This window comes from Blattabacterium cuenoti (genome assembly GCF_014252095.1).
Lineage (GTDB): Bacteria > Bacteroidota > Bacteroidia > Flavobacteriales > Blattabacteriaceae > Blattabacterium > Blattabacterium cuenoti_F.
Window position 1 is genome coordinate 612,468 of the sequence record NZ_CP059210.1, and the last position, 18,518, is coordinate 630,985.

Here is an 18,518-nt window from a genome sequence, read left to right on the forward strand (position 1 = left end):
ATAGTTTTTTTTACAGACGTATAATTACTTTTTTAGTAATTTCCATTTTTATATTTTTTTTCCTAGTTTTAGGAATTTATATTAATATTTTTTCATGTGAATCTTCATTCAATTTTTTTACGAAAATAAAAAACTTTTCATAAAATTGTTGAACTCTTTCTTAGATTAGGAATAGATTAGGAAAAAAAAATCATTCATGATGATGTTAGATTTGGATATACATTCTTTATTTAAAAATTATCATTTTTTTAAAGAAAAAAGTTTTAGTTCTTCTAAAGTTTTTAAATACTCTGAATTATTAAAAATGATCAAAACATATGAAAATATATGTTCTATTATTCCTGTAGGAACTTCTATAGAAAATAGAAAAATTTTTAAAATTCAATGGGGATCTGGAACTTGTAAAGTTTTTATATGGTCTCAAATGCATGGAAATGAAACAACAGGAACAAAAGCCATGTTTGATATTCTTCACTTTTTTCTAAAAGAGAAAAACAATGATCTAGTTAAATTTATAAGAAAAAATTTGACTATTTTATTTATTCCTATGTTAAATCCCGATGGTTCTGAAAAATATCAAAGAAGAAATGCAGTAAATATTGATTTAAATAGAGATGCTATTCGTTTACAATCTCCAGAAATACAGATACTATTTCGTGAAATTCAATATAGTAATCCAAATATTTTATTTAATTTACATGATCAAAGAAGTATTTATAATGTTGGAAATAAAAATTTTAATCCAGCTATTTTATCCTTTTTATGTCCTTCTGTAAAAAAAGAGAAAAAAGACACAAAAATTTCTCCTGAAAGAAAAAAGGCTATGGGATTGATAGCTTTTATTGAAAAAAAAATAAAATCTATATTGCCAAATATAGGTTCAATAGGGAGGTTTTCAGATAAATTTTATTCTACTGCTACTGGAGATAATTTACAAAAGAAGGGTTATTCTTGTATTCTTTTTGAAGCCGGAAATTATCCAAAAGATTCTAAAAAAGATATAATTAGAAAATATAATGCTTTATCTATTCTGATAGGATTCTATTTTCTTTCTTTTCCAAAAAAAGATCTTGAAAAAGAATATTCTTCTTATTTTACTATACCTAAAAATAAAAAAAAACTATTAGACAAAATTTATAGAGGAGTAAAAATTCAAAGAGGAAAATACAAATTTTTAGTGGATATAGGGATAAGAAATATAGAAAAATTTAATGTTGTGAAAAACGATATTGATTTAATTTCAAAAATAGTTGATATAGGAGATTTATCTAATTTTTTTGCTTATGAAGATTCCATTTGTTATGGAAAAAAATTTCATTCAAAAGGAAGAAATTATCCTATAATTGGAGACATAGAATTATTTGATATTTTATGATTTTATTTTTTAAAATTAGAAACTGTTAATTTTTTTCTCCCTTTTTTTCTTTTTCTGGATATAATTTTACGACCTGTTTTTGTAGACATACGTTTTAAAAATCCATGAACGTTTACTTTTTTTCTATTAGAAGGTTGATAAGTTCTTTTCATATTATTTTATATTTTTTTGAAAAAAATAATTTTCTTTATATATATCACATTTAAATTTTCTTCTATAAAAAAGATTATTTTCCTATTTTTATCTTTTATCTCAATATGATAAATCATAGGATATGGCTTTGTTTTTAACAATCTTTTCTTTAAAATGATTTTTCCTTTTTTTAAAAGTTCTGATTTGATGAAAATAGGGTTCATGTATTTTTTTTTACAATTCCTAATTGTATCTTCATTGATTTCAAATATTATTTTTTTCCTTTTTATATTATTATCTAATATTTTTTGATGATAAGAATAAGAGTTAGGAGGAGAGAAGTATAATAAAATCATAAAACCAATAATAAAACCTGTTAAGAAAAAAATAAATCGCCTAAAAAAATTCATGAAAAGAACACTTGTAACTCCCTAAATTACATAAAGTTTTTTATTTTTCTTATACTTTCATTATAATAAAAATGGAAGTAAAGAATTTTTTTCTAAAGATAGAATCATCAAGTTATGTTTAATAAGCAAAAAACCATTTCAAAAAAAATATCCTTACAAGGAGTAGGATTATATACGGAAAAAAAGGTTACTATAACTTTCAACCCAGCTCCTGAAAATTCAGGATTTCTTTTTGTCAGAACGGATATAAAAGAAAAACCAAGTATAAAAGCACATCTTTCATTTTTGTTCAGTGAAACAACGGATCGAGGAATTATTTTAGAAAAAGATGGATTAAAAATTTGTACTAGTGAACATGTATTGGCGGCTCTTATGGGAATGGATTTAGATAATGTAATTATAGAATTGGATAGCATGGAATTTCCTATCATGGATGGTTCTTCAAAATATTTTGTAGAGGCTATTGAAAAAGTAGGAGTGATCGAACAAAATGCAGAAAGAGGATATTACTCGATCAAAGAAATTATATCTCACGTGGATTCAGAAACCGGAGGAGAGATTATTGCTTCTCCCTATAAAAAATTAGAAATAGTCACCCTGGTAGATTTTGATTCTAAATTCATAAATATACAAAATGCTGTACTAAAAGATCCAAATCAATTTAAAAAAATAGCGAATTCAAGGAATTTCTGTTTTCTTGATGAAAAAGAAAATTTAACAAGAAACGGAAACCACTTCCGTTCTTCCTCTTCTTATCACGAAATAGCAAAACATAATCTTTTGGAGATTATGGGATACTTAACTTTAATAGGAGTTAAATTAAAAGGAAAAATAATCGCTTACAACACAACTCCACATATAAATACACAATTTGCAAAGAGATTAATTCAAAATATCCAAACACAAAAAGTTATTCCAAAATTTGATTTAACAAAAAAACCTGTTTTGGATATCAGAAATATTATGAGAATTTTACCTCATAAACCTCCATTTCTTTTAGTAGATAAAATTATGGAATTAACCGAAGATTGTGTAATAGGGGTGAAGAATGTAACGATGAATGAATCTTTTTTTATGGGACATTTTCCTAAAGAGCCTATCATGCCTGGAGTGTTGCAAATAGAAGCTATTGCACAAGTAGGTGGAATTCTTGTATTAAACAAAGTTAATAATCCAGAATGTTATTCTACATATTTTTTGAAAATAGATAAAGTAAAATTTAAAAAAAAAGTAATTCCTGGAGATTTGTTAGTTTTTCAAGTAGATTTGTTAGAACCAATAAGAAGGGGAATAGTCCATATGCAAGGAAAGGGATATGTTAATAATCAACTTGCAGTTGAAGCAGAAGTCATAGCAAAAATAGTAAAAATTAAGGATTCCTCTTAAAAACTATTTTATAATATAAAAAAAACTAGATAAAATGTATACAAATATTAGAAAGGGGTTACATATACAATATAATAATGAAGTATATAAAATCCTTGATTTTCTTCACGTGAAACCTGGAAAGGGATATCCTTTTGTAAGGACTAAGTTGAAGAATCTGATGACAGGTCATATTTTGGAAAATAATTTTTCAGCAAAACATAAAGTTAAAGAAGTAAAAATAGTATCTGACTTATACCAATATTTGTATAGAGATGGAGAGATTTTTTATTTTATGAATACGATCAACTATAATCAAATCCCAATTGATAAAAAACTGATAAAAAATCATACTGATTTTTTAAAAGAAGGAATAAAATTAACTATTTTTTTTCATATAAAAAGTGATAATAATCAAATAGTTTTATTTTTAAAAATGCCTCCTACTGTTATTTTAAAAGTAAAATCTACGGAAAAAGTAAGAAAAAAAGATACCATTAATACTTCAAACAAAATTTCTATTTTAGAAACAGGAGCAAAGTTATTAGTCCCTTTATTCATAAATTCTGGAGAATATATTAAAATAAATACGGATAGAAAATCTTATATAGAAAGAATTAGAAAATAATTGTGTAATTAATATCAATTTTATTTAGAAAAAGATTATTATGAGTATTTTGATAGATAAAAAAATTCGTGTTATTGTACAAGGGTTAACGGGGAAAGAAGGTTTATTTCATGCTGAACAAATGATGAATTACGGAACCTGTATAGTTGGAGGAGTGACTCCAGGAAAGGGAGGAAGAAAATATTTAGGGGTTCCTATTTTTAATACTATGTATGAAGCGGTTTCCTATACAGGAGGAGATGTTAGTGTGATTTTTGTTCCTTCTTTTTTCGCTTCAGATGCTATTCTAGAATCGATTAGCATGAATATGAGAGTGATTGTGTGCATCACTGAAGGGATTCCCGTTTTGGATATGATTCAAATCAAAAATTTTTTAAAAGGAAAAAAATCACGTTTGATTGGACCGAATTGTCCTGGAATTATTTCTCCAGAAGAATCTAAAGTAGGAATTATGCCAAACTTGGTTTTCAATAAAAAAGGAAAAGTTGGTATAGTTTCTAGATCTGGTACGCTTACTTATGAAGCAGCAGATCAAATAGTCCAATACGGTTATGGAATTTCTACGGCTATTGGAATAGGAGGAGATTCTATTATTGGAATGACTATCACGGATATTTTAGATTTATTTTTGAAAGATACAGAAACAAAATGTATTGTAATGATTGGAGAAATAGGAGGAAAATTAGAAATTGATGCAGCTGAATGGTGGATTAAAAATTCAAAAAATAAAAAACCCATCATAGGTTTTATTGCAGGTCAAACCGCTCCTAAAGGGCGGACAATGGGACATGCTGGCGCGGTTATAGGAAAACAATCAGAAACGGCACAAGTAAAAATGGATCTTTTGAAAAAGAACGGAGTTCATATAGTTATATCTCCAGCAGATATAGGAATGAAAGTCCATGAGGTTCTCCAAAAGGAGGATCAATAATTTTTTTCAAAAAAATGAAAAAAATTGTTTTTGTTACAAGAAATTTTTTTAAAGAAAGAGAAATAAAATCTTTTCTTTATCCTCATGCGGATCAATTAAATATTTTGTCCTTAAAAGATATTTTATTTCCATATTCCATTAAAGAAAATGGAAATTCTTTTCAAGAAAACGCTTTAATTAAAGCAAAATTCTTTTTTCAGAAAACACATATTCCTTGTTTTTCAGAAGATTCTGGATTGAAAATAGAATGTTTAAATGGATATCCAGGTATCTATTCCTCTAGATATCTTCAAAAAGAAAACAGTCTAGAAAAATTACTTCTTAGTATAAAAAAAACTTCATCCAGAAAAGCAGAACTTGTTTGTGTTTTTTGTTTCAAAAAAAATGAAGAAAAAAATTATTTTTTTAAAGGAAAATTAACCGGATACATTTCTGAAAAAATTATGGGAAAAAAAGGTTTTGGATATGATCCTATATTTATTCCAGATAAACATAAAAATACTTTATCTCAAATAAACATTCATCAAAAAAACAAGATCAGCCATAGAATAAAAGCTTTTAAAAAACTCATGAAATTCATCACCTATAATGGATAAAACTTCATTAACAATTTTGGGGTGTCATTCCTCAATTCCAACGGAAAAATTTTATCCTACAGCTCAAATATTAGAGATGAAAGGAGTTTTTTTTCTTATTGATTGTGGAGAAGGGACACAAGTTCAATTAAGAAAAGCGAAAATAAAATTTAACAAAATAGTACACATATTCATATCTCATTTACATGGAGATCATTTTTTTGGATTAATTGGATTGCTTTCTACTTTTCATTTACTAGGAAGAGAAAAATCAGTATATATTTACGCTCCAAAAGGATTAAAAGAAATTATAGATATTCATTTTAAATGGTCATATACACGATTAAAATTCTGTATTGATCATATTGAATTATCTTCTAAAAAATTGGAAAAGATTATGGAAACTGAAAAAGTAGAAGTTTATACCATTCCATTAAAACATAGAATTTACACTAATGGTTTTCTTTTCAAAGAAAAACCTTGTCATAGAAAATTAAATATGGAGGAGATAAAAAAAATTCCTTCTATCAAAATAGAAGATTATAAGAATTTACAACTTGGAAAAGATTTTAGAACCAAAGAAGGGAAAATCATTCCGAATGATCAACTCACATTTAATCCTCCAAAAATCTTATCTTATGCTTTTTGTTCAGATACTTCCTATTATTTGCCTATTATTGAACAAATAAAATATGTAGATTTATTATATCACGAGTCGACTTTTTTGAAAAAAGAAGAAAATAGAGCTATCAAGACAGGACACTCTACAGCCACCCAAGCTGCTTGTATAGCTAAAAAAGCTCAAGTCAAAAAATTATTATTGGGACATTATTCGAATAGATTTCCTAATCTAAAAGCATTTGAAGAAGAAGCAAAAAAAATATTTAATAATGTAGAAGCGTCTGAACCATTAAAAACATACTATCTAGATGAATAATTCATCTCTATTCTATTAGAGGAAATGAAAGAGATAAAGAGACCAACTGTTAAAATAATACATGTCATCATTACAAAATCCTCTATGGTAAATTTCATAGGAAATGGAATTTTTCTTCCAATTTTAAATAAATGATATCTCTCTTGCAAAAGAGATAAAATAGAAGTTGTCAATACTCCAATAAACCATCCAAATACACTGATAAGGACTCCTATATAAAAGAATATTCTTCTGATTCTATACAAAGAATAACCAAAACTCCATAAGAGAAAAATATTTTCTTTTTTATCTAGCTGTAAAATGAAAATAGCACCAATTAAGTTAAATGCTGTCATTACAGTTATTAAACTAAATAAAAAATAAATAAATATTTTTTCTGTATTAATTACTTTATAAAAAGCTTTTTCTTCTTCTGTACGTGTTTTTATCCTAAATTTTGGACCAAATTTTTTTTTTAAAATCTTTTTTATCTTATCTACATTTTCCTTTTGACGAATTTTTATTTCCAGAGAATGAAAAGCATTTTTCTTAACCAAATTTTGAATATCACAAAATAAATATTTTTGATCTATTTCTTTGTTAAAATGAAAAAAACCTTTTATTCTAACTTTTTTTTGTATTAAAAATGGAAAAGAAGTTTTTTTTTATAGAAAAAAAAACTAATACTCATAGAATCTGTTTCTATTTTATCCATAAATAAAAACGGAAAAATGGATGATAAACCTACATATAAATCCAATTGATTCTGTAAGAAATTTTTATCATTTTTATCTTGAAAGGTTATTTTTTTAAATTGATTCATCACTTTTTCATATTTTGAATCTATTCCTTTTAAGTGAAAAAAATATTTTTCATTTTTATAATGAAAAAAAACTTTTTTTTCCATTGTTTTAGAAAAAAACATAATTCCTTTTATTGATCTCATTTTTTTATTTAAAACATTTTCATGAAAGAAGATCTCTTTTCCATTAAATGAAGAAATAATAATATCAGGGTGGTTATTTTTATAGAACTTAATATTTAAGTCTTCTAATCCTGAAAAAACAGATAAAATAGTAGATAAAGAAAATGTAGATATACTGAGTGATATAATAGACAAAAAAATTATGAGGTTAACAATGTTAGTTTTTTTTTTTGAAAAAAAATAGCGTATAGTTATGTAAAAAGAAGTTTTCAAAAAAAAATGATTCAATTACGAAAATTTACTACACAAAAATCCAGTTCTGGAATCTTTTTTACACGATATCTAAGTTTTTTAGAAAGTAATTTTCTGTAAAATCTAGATCTTGAACGAATACTTTCCAAAATTTCTTGATCTAAAAAAGGATAGATAGATATATAACTTTTTATTAAACTCAGATCAGGAGTCATAAAAATCTTGATTAGAGTAATTAGAAAACCTTTTTTTATTTCATTTTTCATCAAAATCTCTGCTATCTCCATGTAAAATATTGAAGATAATCTTTGATTTCTAATAGAATTCATTTCTATCATGTTTCTTTCCATTTAAAAAAAAATGAAAAATAAAACTTTTTCATCATAAAATTTGTAATCTGAAAAATATTGTTGTAACATTGTATTTATTTTTTAGGTCCCATAGCTCAGTTGGTTAGAGCACCTGACTCATAATCAGGGCGTCGCTGGTTCAAATCCAGCTGGGACCATTTGTGACCGGGGAGGGATTCGAACCCACAACTTACAGTTTAGGAAACTGTTGCTCTATCCTATTGAACTACCCAGCCGATTTCATTTTTTTAATGAAAAAACAGATACAATGGATTTATTTTTAGTTCCCTTTTTAAAAAAAACAAAACCTGTTTTCAGAGCATATAAAGTATGATCTTTCCCCATCCCTACATTGATTCCAGGATGGTGTTTTGTTCCACGTTGACGAACAATAATCCCACCACATTTAACATGTTGATTTCCAAATATTTTTATTCCTAATCTTCTTCCTACTGAATCTCGTCCATTTCTAGAACTTCCTGAGCCTTTTTTATGAGCCATTTTTAATTTTTTTAGATTTTTTTTCTAAAAAGGAAATTACTTTAATTTTTGTAAAAAATGGTCTAAATCCATTTTTCACCTTATACCCTTTTCTTCTCTTTTTTTTGAATATAATTACTTTATCTCCTTTTAAATGTTGTAGGATTTCTACTTCTACCTTGATATTTTCTAAAAAAGGAAAACCTATTTTAGAAAAACCATTTTTATAAAAGAAAAAAATTCTATCCAAAAATATTTTTTCTCCTAAATTCATAGAAGACAGAAGAGGAACGTAAACGTATTTATTTTCAATAAGTTTAAATTGTTTTCCTTGAATATCTACAATTGCGTATATCATAATAATACCCTTTTTACTTTAGTAAAAACTTTCTTGCTTTCACAAGTCCTTCCAATAAATAATCTATTTCTTTAAAAGTGTTATAAATAGAAAAACTAATACGAACCATTCCTTCTACATTGAAGAAATTCATTAAAGGCTGAGCACATAAATGCCCCGTACGAACGGAAATTCCTAGACGATCTAGGACGATTCCTATATCAAAACAATGCAATTTACTCAAATTAAAAGATATAATACTCAATCTTTTTTTATAATCTACTCCTCCATATAATTGAATTCCGTCAACAGTACTTAAACGCTGTATAGCATACTTTAAAAGTTTTTCTTTATAAGATTGTATATTTTCTACGCCTATTTTTTCTACAAAATCTATAGCAGATCCCCAAACAATAATTCCCTCTATATTTGGTGTTCCAGCTTCAAACTTAAATGGTAAATCAGAATAAGTTGTTTTTTCAAAACTTACATTTTTAATCATTTCACCACCTGATTGATAAGGAGAAAGAGTATCTAATATTTTTTCCTTTCCATATAAAACTCCAATTCCAGTAGGTCCATACATTTTATGCGCAGAAAATACATAAAAATCGGTATTTAAATCTTGTACATTTAAACTTAAATTAGAAGGAACTTGAGCTCCATCAATCAAAACTAGTGCCCCATATTCATGAGATTTATCAATAATGTTCTTAACGGGATTCACAATTCCCAAAACATTAGATACATGTGTTATGGCTACTAATTTAGTTTTTTCTGAAATTAATAACTCGAAATCTTCTAATTGCAAAATCCCATCTTTATCAATTGGAATAATTTTTAATAAAGCATCTTTTTTTTTACAAAGAATTTGCCATGGAACAATATTGGAATGATGTTCAAGATAAGAAATAATTATTTCATCTCCTTTTTTAATATTAATACTAGATGCTACTAAATTAATAGATTCAGTAGTCCCTTTTGTAAAAATAATTTCTGAAGAATGTTTTGCATGAATAAAATTTTTGATTTTTTTTCTTACATTTTCTACATGAAAGGTAGCTTTTTGACTTAAAAAATGTAAACTTCTATGAACGTTAGAATTTATCGTAGAATAATAATTTTCAGAAGCCTGAATCACTTGCAAAGGCTTTTGAGTTGTTGCCGCATTGTCTATATAAACTAAAGGATTAGAATAAATTTTTTTTTTTAGAATTGGAAATTGACTGCGTATTTCTTGAATTTGTTTTTGTGAAAACATAATTATAAATATATCCCTAATTTTTTTTTCATCTTTTCATGAACTAAATTTCTCAATTTTAAAATATTCATGGTTTTTAAGATTTCTTCTAAAAAAGAAAGTAATAATAAAACTTTACTTTCTTTTTCGGGAATCCCTCTTGATTGACAATAAAATAAATCAAGTTCATGAAAGCTGCCAACAGTACAACCATGTGAACATTTCACTTCATCAGAAAAAATTTCTAATTGAGGTTTAGCATATATACAAGCTTCGTCAGAAAGAAGAATATTATTATTTTTCTGAAAGGCCTTAATTTTTTTTATACACTTATCAACGAGTATTTTTCCATTAAAAATTCCCATCGACTTATTCCATAAAATATTCTTATATAATTGAAAACTGTGAGCATTTGAATATAAATGCTCTATGGATGTATGATGGTCTACTAATTGCTTTTCTGATAATAGAGAAATTCCATATAGATAAGAAGAAGTGAATTTTCCATGAGAAGAAAAATTCAAATTGTTTCTAATAAACTTTCCTTGAAAAGAAAAGGTATAAAATGAACATTTACTACGTGAATCTTGTTTCACAAAAGTATTATCTATAATGGATAATTCGTTTAAATCATCTTGAATTTTATAATATTCTATTTGACTATTGGACAAAGCATAAATTTCACTAACAGAATTATTAAACAATAAATGTTTTTTTAAACATTTATGATGTTCAATAATTTTAACAAAAGAAGATTTTCCTACTATAATTAAATTTCTTGGATTTAACATAATTTTCGACTCTATCCCCGTATAGATGTGCAATATTTCTATAGGTTTTTTCAAAAACATATTATCAGGGATATAGAGATATACTCCATCTTTTGAAAAAATGGTATTTAAAATGTTAAATGCCTCATCAGGATTAAATAATTTTCCATAAAAATCTTTAATTTTTCTTTCTTCTTGTGAAGCTAGATTAGATAATCTAATGTTATTAGATATCTGAGAATAAATGGATTGATATTTCCCATCAATAAAAATTATAAGAAAAGAATCGTCTAAATAAATCAATTCTTTGATCTTTTGATATTCTAAATCTTTTCTTTTTTGAGAAAGTGGATAAAAAAGATTATATTCTTGATTAAGAATTGAATGAACATTTGTATTTTTCCATTCTTCATCTGTAATAGATGGAAACCCTTTTTTTAGAAAAAGATCTATAGATTTATGTCGTAAACTAGATATATAGGAACATTCTCCATAAATGTTTTTTTTGCGAAATTTTGAAAGTGAAGAAAAAATTCTATCTCTTAATAACATGAAACCATTAATTTTCTTTTATTTGATTTTTAATCCAATCATATCCTTCTCTTTCTAATTTTTCAGATAAATCCTTATCTCCTGATTGAACTATTTTTCCATCATACAAGATATGTACAATATAATTTGAAAATAGATAATCTAATAATCTTTTGTAATGGGTAATAATAATCATAGAATTTTTTTCGTTTTTTAACGTGTTAATTCCTCGCGCTACAGTCCTCAAAGAGTCTATATCCAAACCTGAATCTACTTCATCTAAAATAGATAATAAAGGATCTAACATAGCCATTTGAAATATTTCATTTCTTTTTTTTTCTCCTCCAGAAAATCCTTCATTTAAAGAACGGTAAAAAAAATCTTTTTTTACATTTAAGAGATCCGATTTTTCTTTCATTTTCAAAAGCATTTCTTTAGCAGACATTTTACCTAAACCTCGTGCTTTACGAGATGCATTAATCGCTGTCTTAATAAAATTAATTACAGAAATCCCAGAAATTTCTACCGGATTTTGAAAAGAAAGAAAAATTCCCAAATGTGCACGTTCTTCTGGAGAAAGAGAGATTAAATCCTTATTCTGAAAAAAAATATTTCCTTTAGTTATATGATATTCTTTTTTTCCAGCGATAACAGAAGCTAGTGTACTTTTTCCAGAACCATTAGGTCCCATAATAACATGAATTTCTCCTGGATTAACTTGAAAATCAATCCCTTTAAGAACTTCTTTTCCCTCTATAAAAACATGTAAATCATTTATAATTAACATATTAAAAATTTAATTTTTAAAAAAAAATTCAAATTAACTATCCAACAGATCCTTCCAAGGAAACTTCTAAAAGTTGTTGAGCTTCTACCGCAAATTCCATTGGCAGTTTTTTCAAAATTTCACTACTAAAACCATGAACGATAAGAAAAATGGCTTTTTCTGTATCAATTCCGCGTTGATTACAATAAAAGATTTGATCTCTTCCAATTTTTGAAGTAGTCGCTTCATGTTCTACTTGAGAGGTAGAATTATATACATGTATATAAGGAAAAGTATGCGCTCCGCATTCATTTCCTATTAATAAAGAATCACATTGGGAAAAGTTACGTGATTTGACGGCTTTAGGAGATATCTTCACTAATCCTCTGTAATTATTTTGAGCTTTTCCAGCAGAAATTCCCTTTGAAATAATAACACTTTTTGTTTTTTTCCCCAGATGAATCATCTTAGTTCCCGTATCCGCTTGTTGAAAATTTTTTGTTAAAGCTAAAGAGTAGAATTCTCCAATAGAAAAATCTCCTTTCAAAACACAAGATGGATATTTCCAAGTAATAGATGACCCAGTTTCTACTTGTATCCAAGATATTTTAGCTCTTTCTTCACATAATCCACGTTTTGTAACAAAATTCAAAACTCCTCCTTGTCCTTTTTTATCACCAGGAAACCAATTCTGAACGGTAGAATATTTAATTTCAGATCTTTCCAAAGCAACTATTTCTACAACAGCAGCATGTAATTGATTTTCATCTCTTTGTGGGGCGGTGCATCCTTCTAAGTAACTAACAAAAGATCCTTTATCTGCAATAATTAAAGTTCTTTCAAATTGACCGGTTCTATTTTCATTAATACGAAAATAGGTAGATAATTCCATAGGACAGCGAATTCCTTTTGGAATATAACAAAAAGAACCATCTGAAAAAACAGCTGAATTAAGAGCTGCATAAAAATTATCTTCCCTTGAAACTACCGATCCTAAATATTTTTTTACAATGTCTGGATAGTTTTTCAAAGCATCACTAATAGAACAAAATAAAATTCCCTGACCTTTTAGTTTTTCTTGAAACGTAGTAGCTAAAGAAACAGAATCTAAAACTATATCTGTGGCAATCTCAGAAATGTGTTTTTTTTCTTCTAAAGGAATTCCTAATTTATTAAATGTATTTAATAATTCTGGATCTACTTGATCTAAATCATTCAGATTTATTTTCTTTTTTGGAGCAGAATAGTAACTGATATCCTGAAAATTTAGTTTATCATATTTTATATTTGCCCAAGTGGGTTCTTTCATTTTTTTCCATATAGAGTAGGCTTCTAATCTCCAATCTAACATCCATGTTGGTTCCTCTTTCTTTTCAGAGATCTTTTGAATAACATTTTTACTTAATCCTACTGGAATTTTATCCGATTCGATTGGAGTATAAAAACCATATTTATATTCAGAACTCGTAAAAACTTCTAAAATTTTCTTATTTTTTTTCATACACTCAGCTATGATGAAAAACTTTTCCCGCATCCACAAGTATGTTTAGCATTAGGATTTTTAAAATAAAATCCTTTTCCATTTAATCCACCTGAATACTCTAACGTCGTTCCTGCTAAATAAGGAAAACTATTTTTATCTACTAATATTTTCATATCTCCATATTGAAAAAGTTTGTCTTCTTTTTTTTGTTTTTGATCAAAAGTTAGCTCATAGGATAAACTAGAACATTCTCCTTTTTTAACTCCAAATCTAATGAAAGAAATTTCATGAGAAATTCCTTCTTCTTTCATAATAGAATTCAATTTATTTTTAGCTTGATCTGATATAAAAACCATAATATTGAAATTTTTTTATTATCTATGTTTTTTTAAAAAAAACCTTTGTAATTCCTTTTTTTATTCCCCATTTATCTGACATTCCTGCATTAATTTCTAAAATATATTTAACAGAAGGATTCTGAATAACTTCTATATTTCTCATAGGGGAAACATATTTATTGATCATAACCACTTTGTTAAAATGATCAATATAAACAATATCTAAAGGAATTCGCATATTTTTCATATTCATTTTTTGGATTTCTTCTTGTTTATCTAAAACAAATAACATTCCTCTATTCTCTTTCATAAAAGATCGATACATTAGTCCGTTTTTTTTTTCTATTTCTTTATTAGCTAATTCTATTTCAATTTTTTTGAAAAAAAAATTTTTATTTGTCATGAACAATTCTCCATGTTTCAAAAATTGAATTTCTAATTGATCTCCTATATCTCTGAATAATTCATCCACCTTTTCGCTTTTTTCAGAAGATAAAAAAAAGAAAAAAACTATTAGAGAAAATAAAATTTTCATTTTCTTCATGAAAAAAAATATTTTTTTTTTCTTGAAAAGCTAAGAATAATTATTCCAAAAATCACACATGGAATACTTAGCCATTGTCCAGTGTTTAAAAAAAATAAATTGATGATCTCATTTCCTTGTGGTTCTTTTATAAATTCTAACAAAAAACGAACAGACCAAAGAAAAGTAAAAAAAATTCCAGATATATATCCAACAAGATCTCTTATATTTTTTTTTCTGTATAAAAACCATAAAAATAAAAAAATAAGTAAATAACTAATAGCTTCATATATCTGAGCTGGATGTCTAGGGACTAGATTTCCATATGCAGTATCCATTTGTAAAAATTTAACTGACCAAGGAAAATCACATGGCTTTCCTACAATTTCAGAATTGAAAAAATTTCCTATCCGTATGAAAAAAGCAGCTAATGAAGCTACAATACATAATCTATCACAGATCCAAAAAAATGATTTCTTTTTATTTTTTAATATTTTTTTATGATAAAAAAAACTCGATAACATAATTCCTATAGTAGCTCCATGACTAGATAAACCTCTATAACCAATAAATTCATAACCTGTTATCATTCCTAATAAAAGACTGGAAGAATTTTCTCTTACAGGAAGTAAAGCTTCTATCCAATGATCAGAAAAATATGAAAAATCATAAAAAAACACTTGCCCTAATCTAGCTCCTAGAATAGTTCCTAAAACCGTATAAATTAATAAAGGGTCTAAATATTTATGATGAATATTATCAATTCTATAAATATATTTCATGACATACCATCCTACTAAGAAAGAAACAACAAACATTAAACTATAAATATGAATAGATATTCCATTCCATAAAACAAATTTCGTAATGGGATCCCAATTAATGTATTTTAACATAATTGTGAATTTAATTTTATTTTTTATTTAATAGGATCATATCCGGATTTCCCCCATGGATGACACCGAATAATTCTTTTAAAAATTATTAAAATAGCTCTATAAAAACTATATGTAGTTAAAGATTGAATCATATAATCTGAACAGCTAGGGATGTATCTACAATGTTTTCCTATCCATGGAGATATTCCAATTTGATAAAATTGAACAATCTTTAAGAGGAAAATATTGAATACGTTATTTTTTTTATACATTCATTACAATTTATATTACAAAAAAAATTTAAAGAATCATTAATCAAAAACCGTTCAACATTTTCTTTGAACGATAAATTATCCTTTTTTACTATGTTTCGAATAGAAAACCAGATACCTCTCTGTAAAAATCTATAGGATTATTTACATGAATCCAATGATTTGCTTTTTTTATAAGAATAATTTTTGCTTTTGGAAAAAGTTTTTTTATGCGAAAAAAATCTTGAGGGATAAGATAATCCGAATATTCTCCACGTAAAAAAAGAGTAGGATTATTAAAAATTCCCCCTTTGATCTCCTCTTGAATCAAGGAGGAATAATTATTTTCAATTCCTAGCAAGAAAAAACGAAACGCTAATTTTCCATTTTTTCTTCTATAAGTACATTTAGAAAAAAAGGATCGAATTTCTGAAGAAGAAATAAAAGGTTTTAGAAAAAGATCAAGATCTTTTCTAGTTTTAATAATATCAAAGTCCACATTCTTTAATACTTGAATAATTTTTTTATGATAAGTGGAAGAATAGGACCTAGGACCTATATCTACAATAATGATTTTTTTAGAAATTGACGGAAAATTTATAGAAAATTTCATCACAGCTCTTCCTCCCATGGAATGACCTATCAATATAGGATCAATTAAATTATAATAATTAATATATTCTAATATATCTTCTGATATAAGATCATAATCCATTTTTTTGGAAAAAAAACTTTTTCCGTGATTTCTAATATCTAACAAATGGACTTGATATGTTTGAGAAAATTTTTCTGCAAAAGAAATCCAATTTTCTCCACTTCCAAATAAACCATGAAAAACTAAAATAGGCTTTCCTTTTCCAAAAATTCTAGAATGTAATATCATATTTGACGATTTTCATACGCTTTATAAATACGTTTTAAGTAAGTTTGAATAGTATTTTCTAATCCCATATAAATAGAATCACTAATTAAAGCCTGTCCTATAGATATTTCTACAATTGAAGGAATCTTTTCAATTAAAAAAGAAATATTTTCTAAATTTAAATCATGTCCTGCATTAACTAACAAATGATGATTGATAGCCTCTTTTGCAGTCATAATATAAGGCTCAATACAATTCCATCTTTTATTAGCGTATCCTACAGAAAATTTTTCCGTGTATAACTCTATTCTATCTGTCCCTGTACTAGCTGCATACTGGACTAATTTTGGATTTGGGTCTAAGAAAATAGAAGTGCGAATTCCATGATCTTTTAATTTTTTAACGGTTTCAGTTAAAAAATCCTGATAACGAATAGTATCCCATCCGGAATTTGAAGTAAGAACATGATTTGAATCAGGGACCAATGTGACTTGATTAGGTAAAATATTTAATACCAAATTCATAAACTTATTAATAGGTCTTCCTTCAATGTTCAATTCTATTTTTACAATGGATTTCAAATCATAAACATCTTTATAGGTAATATGTCTTTCATCAGGACGAGGATGAATAGTAATCCCATGTGCTCCATATTTTTGGACATCTTTCGCTACCTGTAAAAGATTTGGAATATTCCCTCCTCTTGCATTTCTTAATGTAGCTATTTTGTTTAAATTCACGCTTAGTTTTACCATATTCAATAAGGGACATTTGTAGTTACTTGTGTGACTTTTAAGTTAAATTCTTTAGCAGCTGTTAATAAATGATCAAAAACACTAGCTTGTATTTGTTCATATTTGATGGATTCAGAAGTATTTGTAAAACAATATAACTCTATAGGAAGACCATAAGGGGTAGGTTCTAAATGTCTAACCATTAACGTTTCAGACTGTGATATTCGGGGATGTTGATGTAAATATTCTAAGGCATACTGGCGGAAAAGTCCGATATTAGTTAACCTTCTTCCATTAATATCCATACTAACATCAATATTTTTTTCTTTATTAAAATTTTCTATTTCTTTTTTTTTTCTATGGATATAATTCTTAATTAAATAAAAATGTTGAAATTTTTCTAATTTAGCCGAATTACAGAAATGAAATGATTGAATGTTAAATAAAATAGATCTTTTAATTCTGCGTATGTTTTTTTGACGCATTACTTCAAAATTCGTTACAGCAGTCGATATCAAATCATAAGTAGGGACGCTTGTAATCGTTTTATCAAAATTTTCTATTTTTGCAGAAGTTAAATTAATTTCTCTTACTGTTCCTTCTATACTATATTTATGAATTCCTATCCAATCTCCTACTTTAATCATTTTTGTGGAAGCCATTTGCACTCCGGATACAAATCCAAGGATTGTATCTCTAAAAACTAAGATAACAATAGCTGTTATAGCTCCTAAACTAGTAAGTACCGTAATAAGATCATTTTTTGTTAAAATAGCAATAATAACTAAAACGCAAAATATAACAGATACAATTTTTAATAATTGTGAAAATGAACGTACAGCTATTGTTTGATGATTATTTTCACTGGTAGCAATTCTCATAATTGAATTAACCACTCGAATTAAAAATTGTAAAATAATCAGAACAAACAAAATGTCGAATATCTTTTCTAGATAGATGATAATCGTCTGGTAATCTTTAAAAAGTGGTTTAATTAAAAGATATCCAATTGATAATGGAAAAAAATGAGCTAAACTGTCAAAAACTTTATTTTCATATAAAATATTATCCCAAATAAAATGAGTAGAATTCACTATCCTCCTTCCAATAAAACGAACTCCTTTATTGAATATCCATTCTAAGATAATTAATAGAACGCTGAATAAAAACATTTTACTAATTATAATAATAGTTATACTTCCCCATTTTTTTAGATCTAAATAATGGCTTAATTCATCAAGCCATTCATAATACTGAATATTGAATTTTTCTAATATTTTCATAATAATTTTACAAAACATCTATTATCACATTAACTTAGTATAAGTTATTTTCAATAATTTTATTAGGATTTCATATTATTTTTTTTGTCTATATGATTCTTTGTAGATTGAAGAATATAATAGATATTGAATTTTCTTATAGAAATATAAAAAATTTTGATTCAATTTTTAAATTTAAAAATT

At 26.2% G+C, this 18,518-nt stretch carries 24 protein-coding genes and 2 tRNA genes; 7 read left to right on the forward strand and 19 right to left on the reverse strand.

Annotated features, from left to right (window positions below):
- Positions 1 to 196 precede the first annotated feature (196 nt).
- Positions 197 to 1,375, forward strand: coding sequence for a M14 family zinc carboxypeptidase (locus H0H45_RS03005; RefSeq protein WP_185866572.1), 1,179 nt, complete (start codon positions 197 to 199; stop codon positions 1,373 to 1,375).
- A 2-nt stretch (positions 1,376 to 1,377) separates the two neighbouring features.
- Here the strand turns inward: H0H45_RS03005 and rpmH are convergent, their stop codons facing one another.
- On the reverse strand, positions 1,378 to 1,527 hold the full coding sequence (gene rpmH / locus H0H45_RS03010; RefSeq protein ID WP_185852761.1) for a 50S ribosomal protein L34: 150 nt from the start codon (positions 1,525 to 1,527) through the stop codon (positions 1,378 to 1,380).
- A gap of 6 nt (positions 1,528 to 1,533) precedes the next feature.
- Positions 1,534 to 1,917, reverse strand: a complete 384-nt coding sequence (locus tag H0H45_RS03015) for a hypothetical protein (RefSeq protein WP_185866573.1) — start codon at positions 1,915 to 1,917, stop codon at positions 1,534 to 1,536.
- A 114-nt stretch (positions 1,918 to 2,031) separates the two neighbouring features.
- On the opposite strand from H0H45_RS03015, the gene fabZ reads away from it, so the two are divergent.
- Genes fabZ through H0H45_RS03040 form a run of 5 tightly spaced genes read left to right on the forward strand, consistent with a single transcriptional unit; the run spans position 2,032 to position 6,353 of the window.
- A complete protein-coding gene (gene fabZ / locus H0H45_RS03020) occupies positions 2,032 to 3,303 on the forward strand; it encodes a 3-hydroxyacyl-ACP dehydratase FabZ (RefSeq protein ID WP_185866574.1) in 1,272 nt (423 codons plus the stop codon).
- Positions 3,304 to 3,337: 34 nt separating this feature from the next.
- Entirely contained in the window at positions 3,338 to 3,910 is a 573-nt protein-coding gene (gene efp, locus H0H45_RS03025) for an elongation factor P (RefSeq protein ID WP_185866575.1), read from the forward strand.
- Between the two features lie 40 nt (positions 3,911 to 3,950).
- On the forward strand, positions 3,951 to 4,841 hold the full coding sequence (gene sucD, locus H0H45_RS03030; RefSeq protein WP_185866576.1) for a succinate--CoA ligase subunit alpha: 891 nt from the start codon (positions 3,951 to 3,953) through the stop codon (positions 4,839 to 4,841).
- 14 nt (positions 4,842 to 4,855) lie between these two features.
- A complete protein-coding gene (gene rdgB, locus H0H45_RS03035) occupies positions 4,856 to 5,437 on the forward strand; it encodes an RdgB/HAM1 family non-canonical purine NTP pyrophosphatase (protein WP_185866577.1) in 582 nt (193 codons plus the stop codon).
- The gene (locus H0H45_RS03040; protein WP_185866578.1) at positions 5,430 to 6,353 is read left to right on the forward strand and encodes a ribonuclease Z; all 924 of its coding nucleotides are present in this window, start codon (positions 5,430 to 5,432) and stop codon (positions 6,351 to 6,353) included. Before rdgB ends, H0H45_RS03040 begins: the two co-directional genes overlap by 8 nt.
- Here the strand turns inward: H0H45_RS03040 and H0H45_RS03140 are convergent.
- The 3 genes from H0H45_RS03140 to H0H45_RS03050 all read right to left on the reverse strand — a co-directional run bounded on the left by H0H45_RS03140 (position 6,338) and on the right by H0H45_RS03050 (position 7,838).
- Positions 6,338 to 6,889 carry an ABC transporter permease gene (locus H0H45_RS03140; RefSeq protein ID WP_238785211.1) on the reverse strand — a complete coding sequence of 184 codons (552 nt, stop codon included), beginning with the start codon at positions 6,887 to 6,889 and terminating at the stop codon, positions 6,338 to 6,340. The two genes, H0H45_RS03040 and H0H45_RS03140, sit on opposite strands and share 16 nt — an antisense overlap.
- An 83-nt stretch (positions 6,890 to 6,972) precedes the next feature.
- Positions 6,973 to 7,452 (reverse strand): hypothetical protein, encoded by a 480-nt coding sequence (locus H0H45_RS03145; RefSeq protein WP_238785213.1) that lies wholly within the window; start codon positions 7,450 to 7,452, stop codon positions 6,973 to 6,975.
- 89 nt (positions 7,453 to 7,541) lie between these two features.
- Positions 7,542 to 7,838 carry a ribosome-binding factor A gene (locus H0H45_RS03050; RefSeq protein ID WP_238785215.1) on the reverse strand — a complete coding sequence of 99 codons (297 nt, stop codon included), beginning with the start codon at positions 7,836 to 7,838 and terminating at the stop codon, positions 7,542 to 7,544.
- 105 nt (positions 7,839 to 7,943) lie between these two features.
- Between H0H45_RS03050 and H0H45_RS03055 the strand changes: the two genes are divergently transcribed.
- Positions 7,944 to 8,017, forward strand: a tRNA-Ile gene (locus H0H45_RS03055).
- A gap of 4 nt (positions 8,018 to 8,021) precedes the next feature.
- On the opposite strand, the gene H0H45_RS03060 is transcribed toward H0H45_RS03055, so the two are convergent.
- The 14 genes from H0H45_RS03060 to H0H45_RS03125 all read right to left on the reverse strand — a co-directional run bounded on the left by H0H45_RS03060 (position 8,022) and on the right by H0H45_RS03125 (position 18,353).
- Positions 8,022 to 8,095: transfer RNA gene (locus tag H0H45_RS03060), tRNA-Arg, on the reverse strand.
- A 4-nt stretch (positions 8,096 to 8,099) separates the two neighbouring features.
- The gene (gene rpmA / locus H0H45_RS03065) at positions 8,100 to 8,360 is read right to left on the reverse strand and encodes a 50S ribosomal protein L27 (protein ID WP_185866580.1); all 261 of its coding nucleotides are present in this window, start codon (positions 8,358 to 8,360) and stop codon (positions 8,100 to 8,102) included.
- The gene (gene rplU / locus H0H45_RS03070; protein ID WP_185866581.1) at positions 8,350 to 8,697 is read right to left on the reverse strand and encodes a 50S ribosomal protein L21; all 348 of its coding nucleotides are present in this window, start codon (positions 8,695 to 8,697) and stop codon (positions 8,350 to 8,352) included. Before rplU ends, rpmA begins: the two co-directional genes overlap by 11 nt.
- Before the next feature lie 13 nt (positions 8,698 to 8,710).
- Positions 8,711 to 9,937: an aminotransferase class V-fold PLP-dependent enzyme gene (locus H0H45_RS03075; protein ID WP_185866582.1), complete on the reverse strand. Its 1,227-nt coding sequence runs from the start codon at positions 9,935 to 9,937 to the stop codon at positions 8,711 to 8,713.
- Between the two features lie 2 nt (positions 9,938 to 9,939).
- The gene (sufD, locus tag H0H45_RS03080; protein ID WP_185866583.1) at positions 9,940 to 11,238 is read right to left on the reverse strand and encodes a Fe-S cluster assembly protein SufD; all 1,299 of its coding nucleotides are present in this window, start codon (positions 11,236 to 11,238) and stop codon (positions 9,940 to 9,942) included.
- A gap of 7 nt (positions 11,239 to 11,245) precedes the next feature.
- Complete coding sequence (sufC, locus tag H0H45_RS03085; protein ID WP_185866584.1) at positions 11,246 to 12,004, reverse strand: Fe-S cluster assembly ATPase SufC; 759 nt, start codon at positions 12,002 to 12,004, stop codon at positions 11,246 to 11,248.
- Between the two features lie 37 nt (positions 12,005 to 12,041).
- Positions 12,042 to 13,484: a Fe-S cluster assembly protein SufB gene (gene sufB / locus H0H45_RS03090; RefSeq protein ID WP_185866585.1), complete on the reverse strand. Its 1,443-nt coding sequence runs from the start codon at positions 13,482 to 13,484 to the stop codon at positions 12,042 to 12,044.
- An 8-nt stretch (positions 13,485 to 13,492) separates the two neighbouring features.
- The gene (locus tag H0H45_RS03095) at positions 13,493 to 13,822 is read right to left on the reverse strand and encodes a HesB/IscA family protein (protein ID WP_185866586.1); all 330 of its coding nucleotides are present in this window, start codon (positions 13,820 to 13,822) and stop codon (positions 13,493 to 13,495) included.
- Positions 13,823 to 13,844: 22 nt separating this feature from the next.
- The gene (locus tag H0H45_RS03100) at positions 13,845 to 14,348 is read right to left on the reverse strand and encodes a DUF192 domain-containing protein (RefSeq protein WP_185866587.1); all 504 of its coding nucleotides are present in this window, start codon (positions 14,346 to 14,348) and stop codon (positions 13,845 to 13,847) included.
- Positions 14,345 to 15,223 carry a prolipoprotein diacylglyceryl transferase gene (gene lgt, locus H0H45_RS03105; RefSeq protein WP_185866588.1) on the reverse strand — a complete coding sequence of 293 codons (879 nt, stop codon included), beginning with the start codon at positions 15,221 to 15,223 and terminating at the stop codon, positions 14,345 to 14,347. The genes H0H45_RS03100 and lgt overlap by 4 nt, the downstream gene beginning before the upstream one ends.
- A 23-nt stretch (positions 15,224 to 15,246) precedes the next feature.
- The gene (yidD, locus tag H0H45_RS03110) at positions 15,247 to 15,477 is read right to left on the reverse strand and encodes a membrane protein insertion efficiency factor YidD (protein ID WP_185866589.1); all 231 of its coding nucleotides are present in this window, start codon (positions 15,475 to 15,477) and stop codon (positions 15,247 to 15,249) included.
- Positions 15,478 to 15,568: 91 nt separating this feature from the next.
- Positions 15,569 to 16,339: an alpha/beta fold hydrolase gene (locus H0H45_RS03115; RefSeq protein ID WP_185866590.1), complete on the reverse strand. Its 771-nt coding sequence runs from the start codon at positions 16,337 to 16,339 to the stop codon at positions 15,569 to 15,571.
- Positions 16,336 to 17,073: a pyridoxine 5'-phosphate synthase gene (locus H0H45_RS03120; RefSeq protein ID WP_185866591.1), complete on the reverse strand. Its 738-nt coding sequence runs from the start codon at positions 17,071 to 17,073 to the stop codon at positions 16,336 to 16,338. The genes H0H45_RS03115 and H0H45_RS03120 overlap by 4 nt, the downstream gene beginning before the upstream one ends.
- Positions 17,074 to 17,075: 2 nt before the next feature.
- Positions 17,076 to 18,353 (reverse strand): mechanosensitive ion channel family protein, encoded by a 1,278-nt coding sequence (locus H0H45_RS03125; protein WP_185866592.1) that lies wholly within the window; start codon positions 18,351 to 18,353, stop codon positions 17,076 to 17,078.
- Positions 18,354 to 18,518 lie beyond the last annotated feature (165 nt).